This window comes from Segetibacter sp. 3557_3 (assembly GCF_004354985.1).
GTDB lineage: Bacteria > Bacteroidota > Bacteroidia > Chitinophagales > Chitinophagaceae > Segetibacter.
The window spans coordinates 363,550-381,823 of sequence record NZ_SMSK01000002.1 but is presented as its reverse complement, the minus strand read 5'-3'; the positions used below and the strand labels follow the sequence as shown (position 1 = coordinate 381,823).

General features: G+C 44.6%; 16 protein-coding genes. 10 read left to right on the top strand and 6 right to left on the bottom strand.

Annotated features, from left to right (window positions below; genetic code table 11):
- Positions 1-132: 132 nt before the first annotated feature.
- From rpsM to infA, 3 genes are all read right to left on the bottom strand, one after another.
- A complete protein-coding gene (rpsM, locus tag EXU57_RS05910) occupies positions 133-513 on the bottom strand; it encodes a 30S ribosomal protein S13 (protein WP_133267251.1) in 381 nt (126 codons plus the stop codon).
- Between the two features lie 64 nt (positions 514-577).
- A complete protein-coding gene (gene rpmJ / locus EXU57_RS05905; protein ID WP_133267250.1) occupies positions 578-694 on the bottom strand; it encodes a 50S ribosomal protein L36 in 117 nt (38 codons plus the stop codon).
- Between the two features lie 101 nt (positions 695-795).
- The gene (gene infA / locus EXU57_RS05900; RefSeq protein WP_133267249.1) at positions 796-1,014 is read right to left on the bottom strand and encodes a translation initiation factor IF-1; all 219 of its coding nucleotides are present in this window, start codon (positions 1,012-1,014) and stop codon (positions 796-798) included.
- 442 nt (positions 1,015-1,456) lie between these two features.
- On the opposite strand from infA, the gene EXU57_RS05895 reads away from it, so the two are divergent.
- The 7 genes from EXU57_RS05895 (at position 1,457) to EXU57_RS05865 (ending at position 12,266) form a co-directional block, all read left to right on the top strand.
- Positions 1,457-4,759, top strand: a complete 3,303-nt coding sequence (locus EXU57_RS05895) for a VPS10 domain-containing protein (RefSeq protein WP_133267248.1) — start codon at positions 1,457-1,459, stop codon at positions 4,757-4,759.
- A gap of 345 nt (positions 4,760-5,104) precedes the next feature.
- A complete protein-coding gene (locus tag EXU57_RS05890; RefSeq protein ID WP_165958045.1) occupies positions 5,105-5,968 on the top strand; it encodes a phosphatase PAP2 family protein in 864 nt (287 codons plus the stop codon).
- Positions 5,969-6,232: 264 nt separating this feature from the next.
- Complete coding sequence (locus tag EXU57_RS05885; protein ID WP_133267246.1) at positions 6,233-6,706, top strand: hypothetical protein; 474 nt, start codon at positions 6,233-6,235, stop codon at positions 6,704-6,706.
- 316 nt (positions 6,707-7,022) lie between these two features.
- Positions 7,023-8,579 (top strand): hypothetical protein, encoded by a 1,557-nt coding sequence (locus EXU57_RS05880; RefSeq protein ID WP_133267245.1) that lies wholly within the window; start codon positions 7,023-7,025, stop codon positions 8,577-8,579.
- A 360-nt stretch (positions 8,580-8,939) separates the two neighbouring features.
- The gene (locus tag EXU57_RS05875) at positions 8,940-9,959 is read left to right on the top strand and encodes a serine hydrolase domain-containing protein (protein WP_133267244.1); all 1,020 of its coding nucleotides are present in this window, start codon (positions 8,940-8,942) and stop codon (positions 9,957-9,959) included.
- Positions 9,960-10,356: 397 nt separating this feature from the next.
- Complete coding sequence (locus EXU57_RS05870) at positions 10,357-11,859, top strand: FG-GAP-like repeat-containing protein (RefSeq protein ID WP_133267243.1); 1,503 nt, start codon at positions 10,357-10,359, stop codon at positions 11,857-11,859.
- A gap of 143 nt (positions 11,860-12,002) precedes the next feature.
- Positions 12,003-12,266 (top strand): hypothetical protein, encoded by a 264-nt coding sequence (locus EXU57_RS05865; RefSeq protein ID WP_133267242.1) that lies wholly within the window; start codon positions 12,003-12,005, stop codon positions 12,264-12,266.
- On the opposite strand, the gene dgt is transcribed toward EXU57_RS05865, so the two are convergent.
- Positions 12,267-13,646 carry a dGTP triphosphohydrolase gene (dgt, locus tag EXU57_RS05860; protein ID WP_243745525.1) on the bottom strand — a complete coding sequence of 460 codons (1,380 nt, stop codon included), beginning with the start codon at positions 13,644-13,646 and terminating at the stop codon, positions 12,267-12,269.
- 115 nt (positions 13,647-13,761) lie between these two features.
- Between dgt and EXU57_RS05855 the strand changes: the two genes are divergently transcribed.
- Positions 13,762-14,133: a hypothetical protein gene (locus EXU57_RS05855; RefSeq protein ID WP_133267241.1), complete on the top strand. Its 372-nt coding sequence runs from the start codon at positions 13,762-13,764 to the stop codon at positions 14,131-14,133.
- A gap of 8 nt (positions 14,134-14,141) precedes the next feature.
- Positions 14,142-14,909 (top strand): ligase-associated DNA damage response endonuclease PdeM, encoded by a 768-nt coding sequence (gene pdeM, locus EXU57_RS05850; RefSeq protein WP_243745524.1) that lies wholly within the window; start codon positions 14,142-14,144, stop codon positions 14,907-14,909.
- Between the two features lie 63 nt (positions 14,910-14,972).
- On the opposite strand, the gene EXU57_RS24990 is transcribed toward pdeM, so the two are convergent.
- Positions 14,973-15,116, bottom strand: coding sequence for a hypothetical protein (locus tag EXU57_RS24990; RefSeq protein ID WP_165958044.1), 144 nt, complete (start codon positions 15,114-15,116; stop codon positions 14,973-14,975).
- A gap of 155 nt (positions 15,117-15,271) precedes the next feature.
- Here EXU57_RS24990 and hxpB point away from each other — a divergent pair, with 155 nt between their 5' ends.
- Positions 15,272-15,928 (top strand): hexitol phosphatase HxpB, encoded by a 657-nt coding sequence (hxpB, locus tag EXU57_RS05845; protein WP_133267240.1) that lies wholly within the window; start codon positions 15,272-15,274, stop codon positions 15,926-15,928.
- A 318-nt stretch (positions 15,929-16,246) separates the two neighbouring features.
- On the opposite strand, the gene rpsA is transcribed toward hxpB, so the two are convergent.
- On the bottom strand, positions 16,247-18,253 hold the full coding sequence (rpsA, locus tag EXU57_RS05840) for a 30S ribosomal protein S1 (RefSeq protein ID WP_133267239.1): 2,007 nt from the start codon (positions 18,251-18,253) through the stop codon (positions 16,247-16,249).
- Positions 18,254-18,274 lie beyond the last annotated feature (21 nt).

Below are 18,274 nucleotides of genomic sequence, written 5' to 3'. Positions count from 1 at the left end.
GGTAGTCTTCTTAATGTATGGGCCCCTCCCTGTTGCTAAGCAGCAGATCCGGCGGCCTTGTATAAACGACAAATCACAGGCACCAGGTTCCAAACCATTGGTTTGAAAACTGGCACCTGGGATCTGCAATCTTTATTTCTTGGGAGCCTTCTTTTTACCGGCAACTGTCTTACGCTTACCCTTCCTTGTACGGCTATTTGTACGTGTACGTTGACCGCGTAATGGCAAACCTTTACGATGACGTAAACCACGATAACAGGCAATATCCAACAAACGCTTGATGCTCATCTGCACTTCACTTCTTAAAGCACCTTCTACCTTAATCTCATTGTTGATGATATTACGAATTGAAGTTTGCTCCTCGTCGTCCCACTGGTTCACTTTTTTGCTCCTGTCAATACCCGCTTTATCAAGAATGTACTGGGCAGTAGAGAGGCCAATTCCGAATATATAGGTAAGTCCTATTTCGCCCCTTTTGTTCTTTGGTAAATCTATACCGGCAATACGTGCCATATTAAAATTTCGGTTTTATAATTTGCGATACCGGTTGCAACCGGCTCCAACTCTTGCTGATGAATTAACCCTGGCGTTGTTTAAACCGGGGATTCTTTTTGTTTACAACGAATAGTACACCTTTCCTTCTTACGATCTTACAGTCGGCGCTTCGTTTCTTAATGGATGCTCTTACTTTCATGACGATTAGTTTTCTATGTTATCGGAAAACGCTGCTGCATATTCCTGGTAATTCACTAATATAATCCCGCAGGCTGTTGAACCCGCAATGGAACAAAACTCTTATTTATACCGGAAAATAATTCTTCCCCTGCTTAGATCGTAAGGGCTCATCTCAACACCAACCTTATCGCCCGGCAATATTCGTATGTAGTTCATTCGCATTTTTCCGGATATAGTAGCAATAATTTCGTGACCGTTTTCGAGCTTGACACGAAACATCGCATTGGATAATGCTTCTATAATGGAACCATCTTGTTTGATCAGGGCTTGTTTAGACATATTTTTTTCGGAGCGCAAAGATATGCGTAAGCAACCAAAAGCAGAAAAAGTTCCGGACAATTTTCACAAAAAATGTGTAAATGTCCGCAACCTGTAGAAAATTGCTAAGGAAAGTTCAAATAAACGGCAAAATATGAGACAATGCGGCATTGTGAACAAGTTTGTTATCGTTAAAGGTACGTTAACCTAACCTGTTTACTGTACTGCTTACTCCTGCTAAAATTACCTTGTATGCTTCATTCAGCTTCTGTAAAACTATGGTAGGATTGCGTGACACGCGTCCCCACAGGGTTTGCCGGGCGGCTAACGCGGGGTCGGATGTATAACAAAAGCCGACACCCTTAAATTCTTCCAGAGGATACACCCGATTATTACCGCACTTCAGAAAATACCGTTTTCGTGCTGATTTGTTGTTAATTTCCGCCACCTAATTCCATTGTCTATGACCCGAATTTTCCTGCCTGTATTTTCACTCTTTATAATTTTTTGCACACCTGTTATTGCTCAAAAAAAGGTACGCAAAGCTGCTGACAGCCTCGTTGTAGGTTCACCTATGCAGTCGGCTACTTTTTCGGGTTTAAAATTCCGAAGCATCGGCCCGGCACTTACATCGGGTCGCATTGTCGACCTGGCGATTAATCCGCAACGACCCTCGGAGTATTACGTTGCCACGGCAAGTGGCGGCGTTTGGAAAACCACTAATGCCGGTGTCACTTATGCTCCACTTTTTGATAATCAAACAGCTTATTCTATTGGCTGTGTTGCACTGGACCCTGCTAATCCAAATATCGTGTGGGTGGGCAGCGGAGAAAATAACAACCAGCGGGTGGTAGGCTATGGCGACGGCATCTACAAAAGCGAAGACGCAGGCAAAAGCTGGAAAAACATGGGTCTTACAAAATCAGAACACATCGGCCAGATCGCCATCGACCCTACAAATACCGATGTTGTTTATGTTGCTGCATACGGACCTTTGTGGAACAGCGGCGGCGAACGGGGCATTTATAAAACCACTGACGGTGGCAAAAGCTGGAAAGCGGTGCTGACAGTAAGTGAACATACCGGTTTCAACGAGGTGCTGATTGACCCCCGTAACCCTAAAACCATATACGCTGCCGCCCACCAAAGACAACGTAAGGTATTTACTTATGTCGGCGGCGGACCGGAGAGTGCATTATATAAGAGTGACGATGCAGGGGCAACCTGGACGCGGATCATGAAGGGTATTCCTACCGGCGTAGACCTGGGCCGCATAGGAATGGCCATGAGCCCTGTTAACCCCGATTATCTTTACGCGATTGTGGAAGCGGCTGACGGCAAGGGCGGTTTTTTTGCTTCAACCGATCGCGGCGCCAGTTGGGAAAAAAGGAGCAATTACAGCACATCCGGCAATTACTACCAGGAGATCTTTTGCGACCCCGTTGACATCAACAAGGTGTATGCAATGAATGTGTATTTGCAGGTAAGCCGGGATGGCGGAAAAACGTTTCAACCCCTCGGCGAAAAAAGCAAACACGTAGACAATCACGTAATCTGGGTGAATCCCAAAAATACCCAGCATATGCTTGTAGGCTGCGATGGCGGACTCTACGAAACTTACGATGAAGGTAAAAACTGGAACTTCAAAGCAAACATTCCCGTTACCCAATTTTACAAGGTCTCACTGGATAACAGCCTCCCCTTCTATTATGTCTACGGTGGTACCCAGGATAACTTTAGCCTGGGAGGCCCCTCGCGTACGATCAGCGCAAACGGAATTGTAAACAGCGACTGGTTTATTACCAACGGCGGCGATGGTTTTGAGAGCCAGGCCGACTACAAAGATTCAAATACCGTTTATGCTGAGTCGCAATACGGTGGCCTGGTACGCTTTGATCGCAGAACCGGGGAAAGCATCGACATCAAACCCGTAGAGCCTGCAGGCGAACAACCTTATCGGTGGAACTGGGATGCTCCGTTGCTCATCAGCCAACACGACCATAAGCGCCTGTACTTTGCATCAAACCGGCTATTCAGGACCAACGACCGTGGAAATACCTGGAAAGTCATCAGCCCCGATATGTCGCGGGGTATCGACCGCAATAAACTCAGCATCATGGGCAAAGTCTGGAGCGTTGATGCAGTCGCCAAAAATGCCTCTACAGATATTTATGGGCAGGTAACCACAATTGCCGAATCTCCTATTGACGAAAACATTCTTTTTATCGGCACCGACGACGGGCTTATTCACACCAGCAAAGACGGTGGCGCAACCTGGACTAAAATCGACAATATTCCCGGTGTGCCAGCGAATACTTACGTGAACTTGATCATCGCCTCAGCACACAATAAAGAAGAAGCTTACGTGGCCTTTAACCATCATCGCTACGGCGATTTTAAACCATACCTTTTTAAAACAACCGACGGGGGAAAAAGCTGGACGGCCATTCAAAGCAACCTTCCACAACGCGGAACAGTTTATTGCATGGCAGAAGATCCTACCAACAAAAACCTCCTTTTTGCAGGAACAGAGTTTGGTGTGTTTTTCAGCATAGATGCCGGTGCCGAATGGATACAATTGAAAGGAGGTCTGCCACCGGTTGCCATAAAAGATATGGAAATTCATAAACGGGAAGGTGACCTGGTGCTGGCCACTTTTGGCCGTGGTTATTATGTTCTCGACGATTATAGCCCCCTCAGAAGCTTAAATAAGCAGGACCTCGACAAACCGGCATTTATTGCCCCGGTGAAAAATGCGCTGATGTACATTGAGTCCATGCCCCTTGGCATTCGCGGCAAAGGGTTCCAGGGCGAAAGTTACTGGAACACCCCAAATCCGAAACCGGGAGCAGTCATAACATACTACCTCAAACAAGATCTTAAAACACTTCGCGAACGACGCCAGGAAGCCGAACAGCAGAAGATCAGGATCGGCGATCCGCCGTTTTATCCATCCATCGATTCCTTGCGGAAAGAAGACATTGAAGCTGCTCCATACCTATTGTTTACCATCAGGGACGCAGCAGGCGAGGTTGTTCGCCGGCTAAATGCGCCCGCGAAAAAGGGCGTTAACCGGCTCAACTGGGATTTTAGAACAGGAACTAAAAGTGCGGTAAGTTTTACGCCGTTCGACGAAACCAACGTGTTCAGTTCTCCCGACCAGGGCATCATGGTTAGCCCGGGAACTTATACGGTATCAATGAGCAAATTCGAAGATGGAAAGTTCAGCGATCTGGTACCCGCCCAGTCTTTCAAAGTGGACGCCTTGAATATGGTCAATATGACCGATGGTGAAAATTCAGTATTAAGCACCTTTGCAAAAAAGGTAGAGGAACTTTACCGGGTAGTAGAAGGCACCAATGCATACAGTGTGGAACTAAGCAATAAAATAAAGTATATCAAAGAGGCTGTGCTGCAAACGCCGGGCTTGCCAACATCTACCTTAACCGACATCAACGCACTTGAACTCCGGTTGCTCGAATCAGGGAAGCTCCTGGTTGGAGACCCTACCCTGGCAAAGCGTGAATTTGAGGCGCCAACTTCCATCAGCAATCGTATCCAAAATATAATGAACGGTATTATCAGTACAACCATAACCCCTACCGCAACGTTTAAAACTTCTTACGACGATGCTGCAAGGCAGTTTGCCCCTGTACTTGAACAGGTGAAATTTGTCGCCACCGAAATCAACAAACTAGAAAAAGTGCTCGAACAAAACGGAGCACCCTACACACCGGGAAGATTGCCGGATTGGAAAAAGCAATAACACGGGCCAGCTCGGGGCAACATGTTACTGCTGGTGAATAGTGCTGCTTCAGGAATTTTTATGGAGCCGGCAGTAAATCTACTATTAGGCTTTTGTTGTGTCACTCACTTCAGCCGCATTGCATAACCGGGCTTAATATTGTGCCGGGTTAACGCTTTCTGCACCTGGAAAGGCTTATAACCATCTGTTAATTAAAACCAAATGGTTGAGCATTGTTTTTGCATAAGCTTTTTCACGCTGAACGGCGCTGCTAACACTAATACAATGCAGTTCTGTACGGTTCAAAGGAGGCCAGCCATTTTTCAATCAGGTTTAACATCACGTATAAAAACAAAAAGCAGATCTATGAAGAAATACATTCATGTATTCGTATTAGCATGTGTCGTTAACACATCAATTGCACAAGACACCATAAGAATAACCCTTCCTGACACAACGATCAGGAGCTTCCGCCCAAAAAAAGTAATTACTTCTCCGTATACAACCAGCTTTAAGGTAGATGGACCGATCATAGCCGCAGGCATCGGGCTTACCGGCCTGGGCGTTCACCTTATTGATCAAAAGAAGAACCTTACGGCAGCAGAGGTTGCCCGGAAAACACCCGATAAAGTTCCCTTCTTCGACCGTTCGAGCGCAGGTTTCTATTCCGAGCGGGCAGATCGCGATAGTTACGTACCTTTTCAATATTCTTTTGCATTACCTGTTGCTATGATGCTGATCAACAAAAACCAGCGACACAAGCCCGTTCAGGTTTTAGCATTGTACGTTGAAACTATGGCTGTAACCGGCACCTTGTTTACCATTACTGCAGGCAGCGTTCAACGAAGCAGACCCTACGTGTATGGCACACTTGCGCCGCTGGATAAACGAATGGACAAGAATTCGCATCGCTCCTTTTTCGCTGGTCACACAGCCGCAACTGCTTCGGCCACATTTTTTGCTGCTAAAGTATTCCAGGATTTCAACCCCGATTCAAAACTTAAACCTTATGTGTGGGGGGTGTGTGCTGCTGTACCCGCCCTTGTTGGCTACCTCAGGTATAAAGCAGGCATGCACTTCATCAGCGACAACCTGCTGGGCTATGCTATTGGCGCAGGAGCGGGAATACTCGTTCCGCAATTACACAAAAACAAGAACTTGAAAGACCTGAGCATTGTTCCGCAATTTGGCCCGGGGTACCGGGGGGTTGCACTTGGATACCAGTTCTAGTAAAACTGGCGGAGTACAAATTGCGGATTGAGGCATTTTGCCTTCAGGATATCTATATCACAAAATGGTCGGTTCCCACCCATAGTTAAAGAGCTTGGGCGGGTACCGCCTTTTATTTATGCCTGGGGCTAAGTCCTTTACCACTTCAAATGACCTGACTGTCTGTCGGAATAATTGAGATAACAACTAAATGGAGCCATTGCAACGGGAATACTGTGCTCCATTAAAAGGCCTGAACTTAGTTTAAAATCCGTTGAAATTACCTTGAAAGCAGCAACGATACACGAGATTAAGCACGAACTGGCATCTTTACCACCGAAGCAACTTCTGGAACTTGCGCTCCGGCTGGCTAAATTCAAAAAAGAAAATAAGGAGCTGTTATCTTACCTCTTGTTTGAGGCACATGATGAACATAACTATGTTGAAAGTGCAAAAGCAGAAATCGACGAAGGTTTCTCAAGCCTACCCTTAAACAACCTGTACCTGATGAAGAAAGGCCTGCGAAAAATTTTAAAGAACATTTCGCGGTATTGTCGCTTTACGCTTTCCCGGCAAACAGAAGCGGAATTACTGATACACTTTTGTAAAAGCCTGAAGGGCACAGGCGTTAACATCAAACATAGTATTGCACTCAGTAAGATTTACGATCAACAGCTAAAGAAGGCCCGGACTGCCATAGCCGCTTTGCACGAAGACCTTCACTACGACTACACGAAAAAATTGGCGGAAATCAGCTAAGCAAGGTCCTATAAAAAAAATGGTCCCTCCGTGGAAACGGAGCGACCTCTAACGATTGCTTGCCATATGAAAATCTTAATAAATATTTGCCAGGCTGAACATTACAGCTTGTCTTTTTTCACTTATTTTGCACCGCCTGCTATAATTGCCTTCTAACGATGCGCTGCTTATGATGCGTTCTTTTCAACTCGCTTTACGAAGATAGGATGTGTTGATTTTTTTTATAATCAACATTCCGGGGATTTCATTATGTCAAGAACATGTTCAACACCCTGGAATCCTTTACAGTATTGTATCTTCCGCTAATCTTTTCATTATGCCCAATCGGTTTTCTGATACATTATTTCAGCTGATTCATACCCTGGAAAAGTCTGAAAAAAGAAATTTCAAACTCTATATCAAGCGGAGTTCATCCAAAGAAGACCTTAAGATCATCCAGTTGTTTGATGCCCTGGACCGGTTAAATGATTACGACGAAAAACTTCTTCTTAAAAAACTTCCCTCAATAGAGAAACCGCAGCTTGCCAACCTGAAATCGCACCTGTATAAGCAAGTCCTTGCAAGCCTACGACTCCTTAAAACCACAGATAGTATCGACATCCAGCTGCATGAGCAACTCGACTATGCCAGGATATTGTACAATAAAGGCCTGTACATCCAAAGCCTGAAGATTCTTGAGAAAGTAAAAGAGCTTGCCCATACCTATTACCAGGACAGCTTTTTGCTTCAGGTGATCTCCCTCGAAAAAAAGATTGAAACCCTTCATATCACCCGCAGTATGCAAAACCGGGCCGACAGGCTTTCGGCAGAAGCAAACGAAGTTCATGAGCGGCGGGGAATGATCACAAGGTTATCAAACCTTGCGTTACAGCTTTATAGCTGGTACATCAAAAACGGCCACGCGAGAAACGAGAAAGACGAGGCGGGAGTCAAAAAGTTTTTCCAGGATAATTTACCGGATCTTTCGAAAGTAGACACTCATTTCTACGAGAAGTTGTACCTCTATCAAAGCTATTGTTGGTATGCATTTATCCGCCAGGACTTTCTTATGTATTACCGGTATACGCAAAAATGGGTTGACCTGTTTCATGAAAAGGAAGAGATGATTGGTGTTGAGACGGCGCACTACATTAAAGGCATGCACAACCTTCTGAATGCCCACTTCGACCTGCGTAATCACCGCAAATTCGAACAAACGCTGCTGCAGTTTAAAAAGTTTTCCGAGTCCCCCATAGCAAACCATCACGACAATAATCGCATTCAAACCTTTGTATACATCTATCATGCAAGCATAAATCAACACTTCATGATGGGCACGTTCGCCGAGGCGCTGGACCAGGTTCCTTACATAGAAGAGAAGATACAGGAATATGCCGCCTTCATTGATGGCCACCGGATACTTGTTTTTAACTACAAGTTCGCATCGCTTTATTTCGGCAGTGGCGACTACAAAACTTCGATTGACTACCTGCAAAAAATTATCAACGACAACGTTGATTTACGCACTGATCTCCAGTGTTATGCCAGGTTGTTACACCTGATGGCGCATTATGAGTTGGGCAACTCAGATATTCTCGAACACCTGATCAAATCAGTTTACCGGTTTATGGCAAAAATGGAGAACCTTACGGTGATCGAAGAATTGATGTTTAAGTTTCTTAGGAATTCGTTTCATATATCCAGCCGTAAACTGAAGCCCGAATTCGAAAAATTTCTGCATAAGATCAAGCAGTTTGAGAAGAGCCGTTTTGAAACCCGCGCCTTCGCCTACCTCGATGTTATTTCGTGGGTTGAAAGTAAAGTATATGAGAAGCCTATGAGCGAAATCATTCAGCAGAAGTACCTCGACAGTAAACGGAAGATTGAAGGCTAGACCCCCATTTTCTTAGAAAAATGCTAAAAGCACATAATTTTTTTGAGCTACGTTTTGTGGTTTTCATTTTTGTACTACCTTCATTCCTCACCAAAGAAAAGGAGGTATTCATGCAATCTACAGATATATCATGGAAACCTTCGGTTACTATCGCGTAACCGGGTTGTCCATTAAAATAATCTGAGGGCGTAAAAGTCGCCACTAGCCGCTGAGCATGCTTAGCGGCTTTTTTATGTGTAAACAATCAGGTTGGATGTGTGTATTGTCGTAGCCACACCGATCGTCAACAAGGATTGACTTCATAGAAATAAAGTATCTTGATCCCTTTCGATAATTTCTAAAAACAACATCTTTAGCTTTATGCATTTTCGTCTATTGATTTTATGTTCAACGATCGCTTTTATATCGAATGCGCAGCTGGATACTGCTTCGCTGTCAGCCCGGTTAAACCAGCAAAAAGACAAATTTGGTAAAGACCTCGCTTTTGTACTTTATAAAGACGGGAAAGTGATGTATAAAAAAGAACTGGGTAAACTAAACATCAAATCCCAGGAGCAAATTGGCGCTTCAAGCCAATGGTTAACTGCAGCGCTTCTTTTGACTTACGTGCAGGAAGGAAAAATTTCGCTGGACGACAAAGTAGGCCAGTACCTACCTATTTTCGACAAATACTACAAAGGTTTTATCACCCTTCGCCATTGCCTCACCCACAATACGGGGATTAAAACTGAGGGCAAAATCTTTCAAAAGAGCAAATTCAAGAGCCTGGAAGATGAAGTAAACGACTATGCCTCCAAAAAAGATATACAAACCAATGCCGGTACCGAATTCCGGTACAGTAATGCAGGCTACAGTATCGCGGGGCGTGTTCTTGAAGTGATCACAAAGCGTTCGTTTGACCGCCTTATGCAGGAGCGGATCATCCGGCCATTGGGAATGAAAAATACAACCTTCACCAATGAAGATTACAACGATGCAATCGACCCTTCTACCGGGGCCCGTTCCTCAGCGGCCGATCTCTCAAACTTTCTTGCAATGCTCCTCAATAAAGGCACGTTTAATAATAAGCAAGTACTAAATGAAGCGTCTGTGGCCACATTGCTGTCGTTACAAGCAGAAGCAGCTGCAATAAAAGGTGCTCCGAAAGCAACCGAGGGTTATAATCTGGCGCTTGGAAGCTGGATTTTAGAAGACAATGGCGCTGGCAAAGCCCTGGCGTACACAAGCCCTTCCCTTGCCGGTACCTGGCCCATCATCGATCTTTGCCGAAACTATGCCTTTGTTATGGTTACAAAACAACTTTCCACCGATCCGCCAAGGCAGTTGTATCTTGATCTAAAGTCAATGGTCGACGAAAACATTAGGCCTAACTGCCAATAAATCGAAAGACAGGAACTGCATTTTATAGAGTTTATCATTCCGGAGCCGTGGTTACAACAGGCTTGGCTACGATTCATATCAATCTCCATTGCTGATCATTGAGGAATACTTCTTCCCTGGATTATTTAACCTGTAGGCATTGTTGCCGCCTATTTGTCGCGATTTTAATAAATACTTAAACTAAGTGCTGAAGGGCAACGGTACTCTCCACTATGCTAACGCTTTGATTACCTGTTGCAAGTAGCTGTTTTTTCTCCCTTTAAAAATGCCCGACCAGGTCAGAGGTGCAAGTTCACCAGGGCATATATCAAGGAAATAAATAATTGATTAAAACTACAGACACCACTTTCCGAAGATGTATTAAGAGTTACCTTTGAACAGCAACAACCAGATCATTATGTCGACACCAGTTACAAAGAAATTCCTCCTTTCGCTTTCGGGAATTTTAGCTTTCTCACTTACTTGTCTTGCCCAGTTACCTTTAATCAACTCTTTTTCGCCAAATAAAGCCGTTGCGGGAGCCCGGGTGGTTATAGATGGGTCAAACTTCAATACCAACCCCACTGGAAATACCGTTTTCTTTGGTGCTGTGGAAGGAAAAGTAGTAAGCGCTGCCGCAAACAAACTTGAAGTGATTGTTCCTGCTGGTGCTACCTTAAAGCCTATTTCGGTACTTAATAAAACATCGGGGTTAATTGCATTTTCTAAGCGACCATTCATTCCTACTTTTTCGAATGGTAATTCGTATGGTCCTACACTTCCGTCAAATTTTTATAAACCCCAGGTCGACTTCCGCACACAGAATTTACCCTTTTCTGTCGCTACCGCAGATATTGACAATGATGGCAGCTCAGACATTATCGTTGTGAACCAGTTTTCCAATACCGTTTCTATATTCATCAATTCAGGACGACCAGGCGCCATTTCGCCCTCATCTTTCCGGCAGCGTATTGATCTGCCAACAGGAAACAACCCATGGTGCGTTGCTGTTGAAGACGTTGACAATGATGGGGCAAAAGATATCATTGTGGCAAACAATGGTCAGCCATCAACTGTATCGGTTATCAGGAATACAAGAACCCAAGGAAATGTCGAGTTCGCCGCTAAAATCGACTTCCCTTGCGGCTACGCTCCTACTTCAATTTCGGTGGATGATATCGATAACGATGGCAAATCAGATATCGTTACTGCAAACCGTACCGGAACTGTTTCAATTCTTCGTAATCAGTCCGCACCCGGATCGTTAAGTTCAAAATCTTTCACCAGCAAAGTTGATTTTACCCTTGGCACCGTCCTTCGCTTTATAGCAATTGACGACATCGATGGTGATGGCAAAAACGACCTGGTAATCTCTAACGAGCAGCTTAATACGGTATCTGTTTTCAAAAATAATACAACACCGGGCTCCATTACCCCCAGTGCGTTCAACGCTAAAGTAGATTTTGTTACGGGGAATAATCCCGTGGGCGTCGCCCTTGCAGATCTTGATGGCGACGACAAACCTGAGATAATTACTGCTAATTCCGGGGGCAATACAATATCAATCCTGCATAATAACGCTACAAGTGGAAACATTTCTGCTGCATCGTTTGGTGCGAAAATCGATATCTCTGCCGCCGAAAAGCCTTACAGTGTTGCAATAGCTGATGTCGATGGCGACGGCAAACCGGATATCGTAGCTACGAATGCCAGCGGAGCATCAAAGTCGATATCAGTGTACCGCAATTTGTATAACTCGGGTGCATTTACCGGTGCTTCTATCGGTAACAGGGCAGACTTCAATGTTGCAAAATATCCATACTCACTTGCAATTGGTGACATTAATGGAGATGGCATTCCCGAACAGGTTGTTACAGGTTACAACTCCAATGTTGTTTCTGTTCTACAATCCGTTTTGTAACTAATTCATCTTAATGATTTTACAAACAAGTTGCGACTATACCTGCAGCGCAACTTTTACAATATCCTGACTTATTTACGAGTATTATGTTTATGCCCCGCGACCACGGGGCATAATTTTTTATCAATGCCTTGTAAACTGTTATGCCAAACGACAATGAACATCAGCCTTTACGCGAAGACCTCGACAAGGATATGCAAATTCCCGGCGATGAATACCTGAATATGGAGGGTGACAACAGAAGTACAGCCGCTGAGGGGAGCTTGAAAACCATTGAGCAGGACAAAAATCAGGAGAAAAATATTCCCGAGGAGATCAAGAAAGACTCGCCTGCTCCGCCTGATGAAACCAAGAGAACAAGCCTTGCAGAAGATGAGTCCATGGAGAAAGATGCAGCTTCGTCTTAACTAACGGTGTTGAGGAATATCGATACCTTTTAGCTTTCGGTATAGTTCTGTCGCGAACAAGTCAGTCATACCCGAGATAACATCAAAAGCATTCATAGCCCGTTCATACGGTATCTTCGTTTGCTCAAATTCGCGATACTGCATTGGAAACAATTTCAGTATTTTCTTATCCTTATGGTCCGGGGCCTCTTTTAACAATGCAGGTACAAAGAGTTGAAGGAGTTCCGCCATAACGTTATACCCCGCTATCTCGATTTCCAAAACGGTATCATGGTTGTAGATTTTTTCATTCGACAGCGCCATCACTGCTGAAAATGCATCGCATTCCGTTTCGATAACATCCAATAAAGTATCGTTGAACCCGCCAGCAAGCACCTGCCGGCGATTATTCCAGAAAACTTCGGCCGCGTAAGCTGTTAGTGAATTGATTACCCGTGCGCGCAGGTAGCTTATTCTTTCGTTCCCGTCATCAATTTTGTCGCAGGTCAACTTGATTCTTGCTGCATTGTCACCTGACCGTTTAAGTTTTTCAATGAGGTCAAGAAACGACTCTTTTACAATGTGGTGAGGCAATATTCCTAAACGGTGTGCATCCTCCATGTCGATCACACGGTAACAAATATCATCCGCCGCTTCCACGAGATACACGAACGGATGTCGGCTGTAAACCACCGGATACTCTAGTTGAAGGGGGATCCCCAATCTTGTGGCGATTTCATGCATAGCTTCTTTCTCCGATTGAAAAAAGCCGTATTTTTTACGATGCTTAAAATGGCTATCCATTGCGGTCGCCTCACAAGGGTATTTGATAATTGATCCAAGGGTGGTGTAGGTTAACCCCAACCCATACTGAAATCTTCCTTTGAAGCGATGCGTAAGTATGCGAAGCGAATTTGCATTTCCTTCAAAGTTCGAAAGGTCAGCCCATTGCCTTTCATCGAAAAATGATCTTAATGGAGTGCCTTCTATATGCAAGCCGGCATTGGTCGTAAAATAAGCTGAAATGGCTTTTTCGCCCGAGTGGCCAAATGCAGGGTTGCCAATATCATGTGCCAGGCAGCCCGCGGCAATAACATTGGCCAACTCGTATTTATAAAATTCGTAGCTGTCTGTTTCCTTCGGCATCTCGCAACTGATCATTTGCCCCACAATATTCCCCAGTGATCTGCCCACACTTGCCACCTCTAAAGAATGGGTCAGCCGGTTGTGAACAAAGGTGCTGCCGGGCAAGGGGAAAACCTGTGTTTTGTTCTGTAATCGCCGAAAGGCCGAGGAAAAAATGAGCCGGTCGTAGTCTTTCTGAAAACCAGATCGCGGGCCAGATTCCACCTTAGTATGCCCGATCCGGTCGGCAGAAAAAATACGCTCCCATTGCATCATATCAAACTCTTTAGGCTGCAATTTACGGTATGAAACGTCTTACTACTCAGGGCTACACATGGCATAGTTTTTACATTTTAATACTATATCTTTTTACTTCATTAAACTTTTATTTATGCCACGCGACACATCAGATATAGGTAGCTCAGGTCTTGAACAAGGTGGAGGTAATCTTGGTAATGATTACAGCCGGAGAATAACTACCGACCGCAATGAACAGAACTCTACAACCAATGTAGGAAGCTCATCATCTTCCGGAAACACGGAGGATCGCTCCGAGCGCGTTCTCGACCGCGAGGAAGATCCAAACAGCGAGGAAGCGATTCAGGAGAAAGTTCACCATCACTCGGATCGTTTATCTGCTGCCAGTGCTGAAGATAGCCTCCGAAGCGATAACCAGGGTCCCGCCAGCCGAATTTTAGACGGTGATGAAGGTGGTAGTTTACCAGATCCTGAAACAGCTTCTTTCAGCCACGACGAGGACTAAAATCTCACGTGCTGCACTACAAGACAAACGGAAGGCCTGAACCTTCCGTTTTTCTTTTTGATGCACTTATCTTTGCCGCCTCAAATTTTAGCGTGCAGGCACCGGAGAAGTATTTATTACATCAACAAACATTATGGCTATCAGCTGAGCGGTGCATTTACTGGCAGGACCAGCAAGCGTTAATCGTCTCCGATTTGCACTTTGGAAAAACAGGTCACTTTAGAAAATCCGGTATTGCTGTCCCACAGTCTGTTTACAAAGAAGATCTCCAGCGACTCTTCAGCCAGGTACAATACTTTCAGCCAAAACAATTGATCATCGTGGGCGACCTGTCGCACAGTGTTGCCAATAAGGAGGTGGATTATTTTCTAAAATGGAGACGGGACATAAGCGAGATTCACCTGCAACTGGTAAAGGGCAATCACGACATATTAAAAAAGGAGTGGTATGAGCAGGCTGCTATAACCGTAACAACCGGCCATCTTTCCATTGACCGCTTCTGTTTTGTTCACGATATTAAAGATGCCTGCGAGCCATCAGCAAACACCGAATATTTTTTTAGCGGGCATATACACCCTTGTATCGAACTGAATGGAGGAGGACGACAATCCCTGAAATTTCCCTGCTTCTATTTCAACAAACGGTTTGCAATACTACCGGCGTTCGGGAAGTTTACCGGCTGCGCTATGATCGACAGGACAACGTCAGATGACGTGTTCGCAATCCTGCCTTCGAATCCTGCAAGGGGAGAATTCGGAAAAGTAATTAAAGTTTAAGACTAAAGTTGTTTTACCCGCAAGCAGACCAGGGCGAAGTTCGCCCGGGGTACAAACGCCTCGTTACCGGGAAAGCCGATCCAAAGAAGTGCTGATTGCTTTTGCGCCATCAGCAATCATTACTCCGGTTAATGTAACAAGACCCACCAGGATAACCCATATACCCATTAGCGGATTTGGCTTGTAATTGTATTCGTAATATTCCATAACCATATCGTTTGCTAGAGACTTTCAAACGCTTACCAGCATTAATTATTATGCCGTTACTTTCTTTTTTCGAGCGGGTTGTTAAAGTTGATAATCGCTTCATCCGGACGTGCATTGCATAGGTGTACAGCTATCTTTGCACCTCAACCAGATGTATGGAACTCAATACCGTAATTTTTGATATGGATGGTTTGCTTATCGACAGCGAACCTTTGTGGAATGAAGCCGCTGACGAAGTTTTTGCCCGGTACGGTAAGAGGCTCACACCAGAAGAGTATGCTTCCAGTACAGGCTTGCGAACAAGTGAATTCGTTGCCTGGTGGATGAAGGATTACCAATTTACGCAAACCCAGTTGGATGAAGTTGCAACTGAGATCATAAGAAACGTAATAGAAAAGGTCAGAACTAAGGGTAAGGCTATGCCGGGGGTCGGGCATATCATTGACTTTTTTCACCGGCGTGAATTCAAAATCGGACTAGCTACTTCTTCGCCCCAGGCCCTTGTTGATGTTGTCTTGGACATTCTGCAAATACGACCGTATATCCAGGCAATTGCAACAGCCGAGTTCCTTGAGTATGGTAAGCCCCATCCACAGGTTTACCTTAATTGCGCCCGGCAACTGGATGTAAGTCCCCTGGGTTGTCTTTGTTTCGAAGACTCATTTAATGGTATGATTGCAGTGAAAGCAGCGCGGATGAAGTGTGTTATTGTTCCGGTACCTGCGCATTCAAAAGATCCGCGATGGTCAGCTGCCGACCTTAAGTTATCGTCGCTTCAGAACTTTGGCGATCTTCATATCAAGTTGTTGTAATTTCCTTTACTCGGGTAAGGCTTACCTGGCCAGGTAAGCATCAGGTAGCCTGTCTGTTGGGGACAGTATACTTCAAGACTCCTGTGTTGGGTTTGCCTCAAATTTGTGTCTGGCTATAATTGCACTTATAAAGTTAGGGCTCCCGCGAAGGAGCCCTTTTTGTTTCATAGGAGTGTTATCGTAACTGCAGCAGCTATCTATTTAATCGACCTATCGGCACTTCTTTTGACAGGCTGCAGAAACAATTGGTTGCAGAATTTAGGAAATAAAAAAACCCACTGAGAGAACTCAGCGGGTTATTACTAATACTTAACAATACTACTTCTTCTCTTCTTGTTGTTGAAGTTTTTCCTTTATCGAAGCCAGCGCACTTAAGTCGCCAAGTGTGGCTTTCTCCACTTTCTGCTGAATTGTTTTAACAGCTTTCTGCGTTTTATCAGCTTCTACTTTTGCTTCTTTTTTCGCAACTTCTTTCTCCTGGTGTTGAACCTGCTCCCATATACGGGTATGGCTAACAACAATACGCTTTTCATTGCGATCGAATTCTATAACTGTAAACTGGTTGTGCTCATCTGGTCCGATAGCCTTACCATCTTCTTTAACGAGGTGACGGGCCGGTGCAAAACCTTCAAGTCCGTAAGGAAGTTGAACGGTAGCGCCTTTATCATCTTTCCTTGTTACTGTGCCTTCATGCACAGATCCGATAGAGAAGGTATCTTCCAGTGAATTCCAGGGATCTTCTTCAAGTTGTTTATGACCAAGTTGAAGCTTCCTGTTGTCCTTGTCGATACCCATGATAATTACATCAATGTGTTCGCCAACTTTTGTATAATCAGCAGGGTGATTATAACGCTTTAACCAGCTAAGATCACTGATGTGGATCATTCCGCCGATACCTGGCTCAAGCTCAACAAACACACCGTATGGTGTAATGTTCTTAACAAGTCCATTGTGCTTGCTGCCTTCAGGGAATTTGTTCTCAATCGTGCTCCATGGATCATCGCTCATTTGTTTGATGGACAAACTCATTTTGCGACTGTCTTTGTCAAGCGTCACGATCTTTGCTTCGTATTCATCATTTAATTTGAAGAACTCTTTAGCATTGATCGGGGTATTAGCCCAGGTAATTTCACTTACGTGAACCAACCCTTCTACACCCGGCATAATCTCAAGGAAAGCACCATAATCTTCAATATTAACAACTTTTCCTTTAACCACCTGTCCTTCTGAAATATTTTCAGGCAGAACATCCCATGGATGAGGAGTAAGTTGTTTCAGACCGAGACTGATACGCTTTTTGTCGTCATCAAAGTCAAGAACAACAACATTTAAACGCTGGTCGAGTTTCAGTACTTCACTAGGGTGAGAGATACGTCCCCAACTGATATCGGTGATGTACAACAAACCATCCAGTCCACCAAGGTCCATAAACGCACCGAAGTCCGTAATGTTTTTGATGGTTCCTTCAAGTACTTGTCCTTTCTCCAGTTTGCTCATGATCTCAGCACGTTGAGCCTCTATATCACTTTCGATAAGCGCCTTGTGAGATACCACGGCATTCTTGATAGCCTCGTTGATTTTTACAACTTTAAACTCCATGGTTTTACCCACGAACTGGTCGTAATCCGTAACTGGCTTAACATCAATTTGGCTACCTGGAAGGAAGGTTTCCATTCCAAATACATCCACAATCAAACCACCTTTAGTTTTGCTGGTCACTGTTCCGGTGATAACTTCTCCGGTTTTGTGAACCTCAACAATACGTTCCCACGCACGGAAAATCCTTGCAGATTTACGGCTAAGGTGAAGGTGACCTGCCCTGTCTTCTTTTTCAACTACCATTACCTCAACATCGTCTCCAACTTTTAACGTCGGAATGTCGCGGAACTCGTTTAAAGAAATAAGGCCATCCGATTTAAAACCGATATTGATTACAACATCTGTCTTTGTCAGACCTACAACATTACCAGTGATGATTTCACTGTCGTTAATTTGAACAAAAGTGTTATCATAAACACTGTCGTACTTTTCTCTTTCTTCCTTGTTGTAAGTGCTTACGTTACGCTTATCGATGCTCCAATCGAAATCATCATGCGGCGTTTCAGCTTTTGGTTCTTCAACCGGGGGATCAGAAAGTGTTGAAGGCTCCTCTTCTGGTGAGGGTTGAACTGGTGTGGGTATTTCAGCCGGTCCGGAGTCAGCAGCATCGGTTGGCTGCTCTGCAGGTGCATTTGGTGTCGCTGTAGAAGCTTCCGGTGCATTTTGTGCTACCGTGGCGCTCTCCTGTGCATCAGCGTTTGGGTTAATAATTTCGTTTTCAGGCATAAATTGTCCCGAATGGTTTTG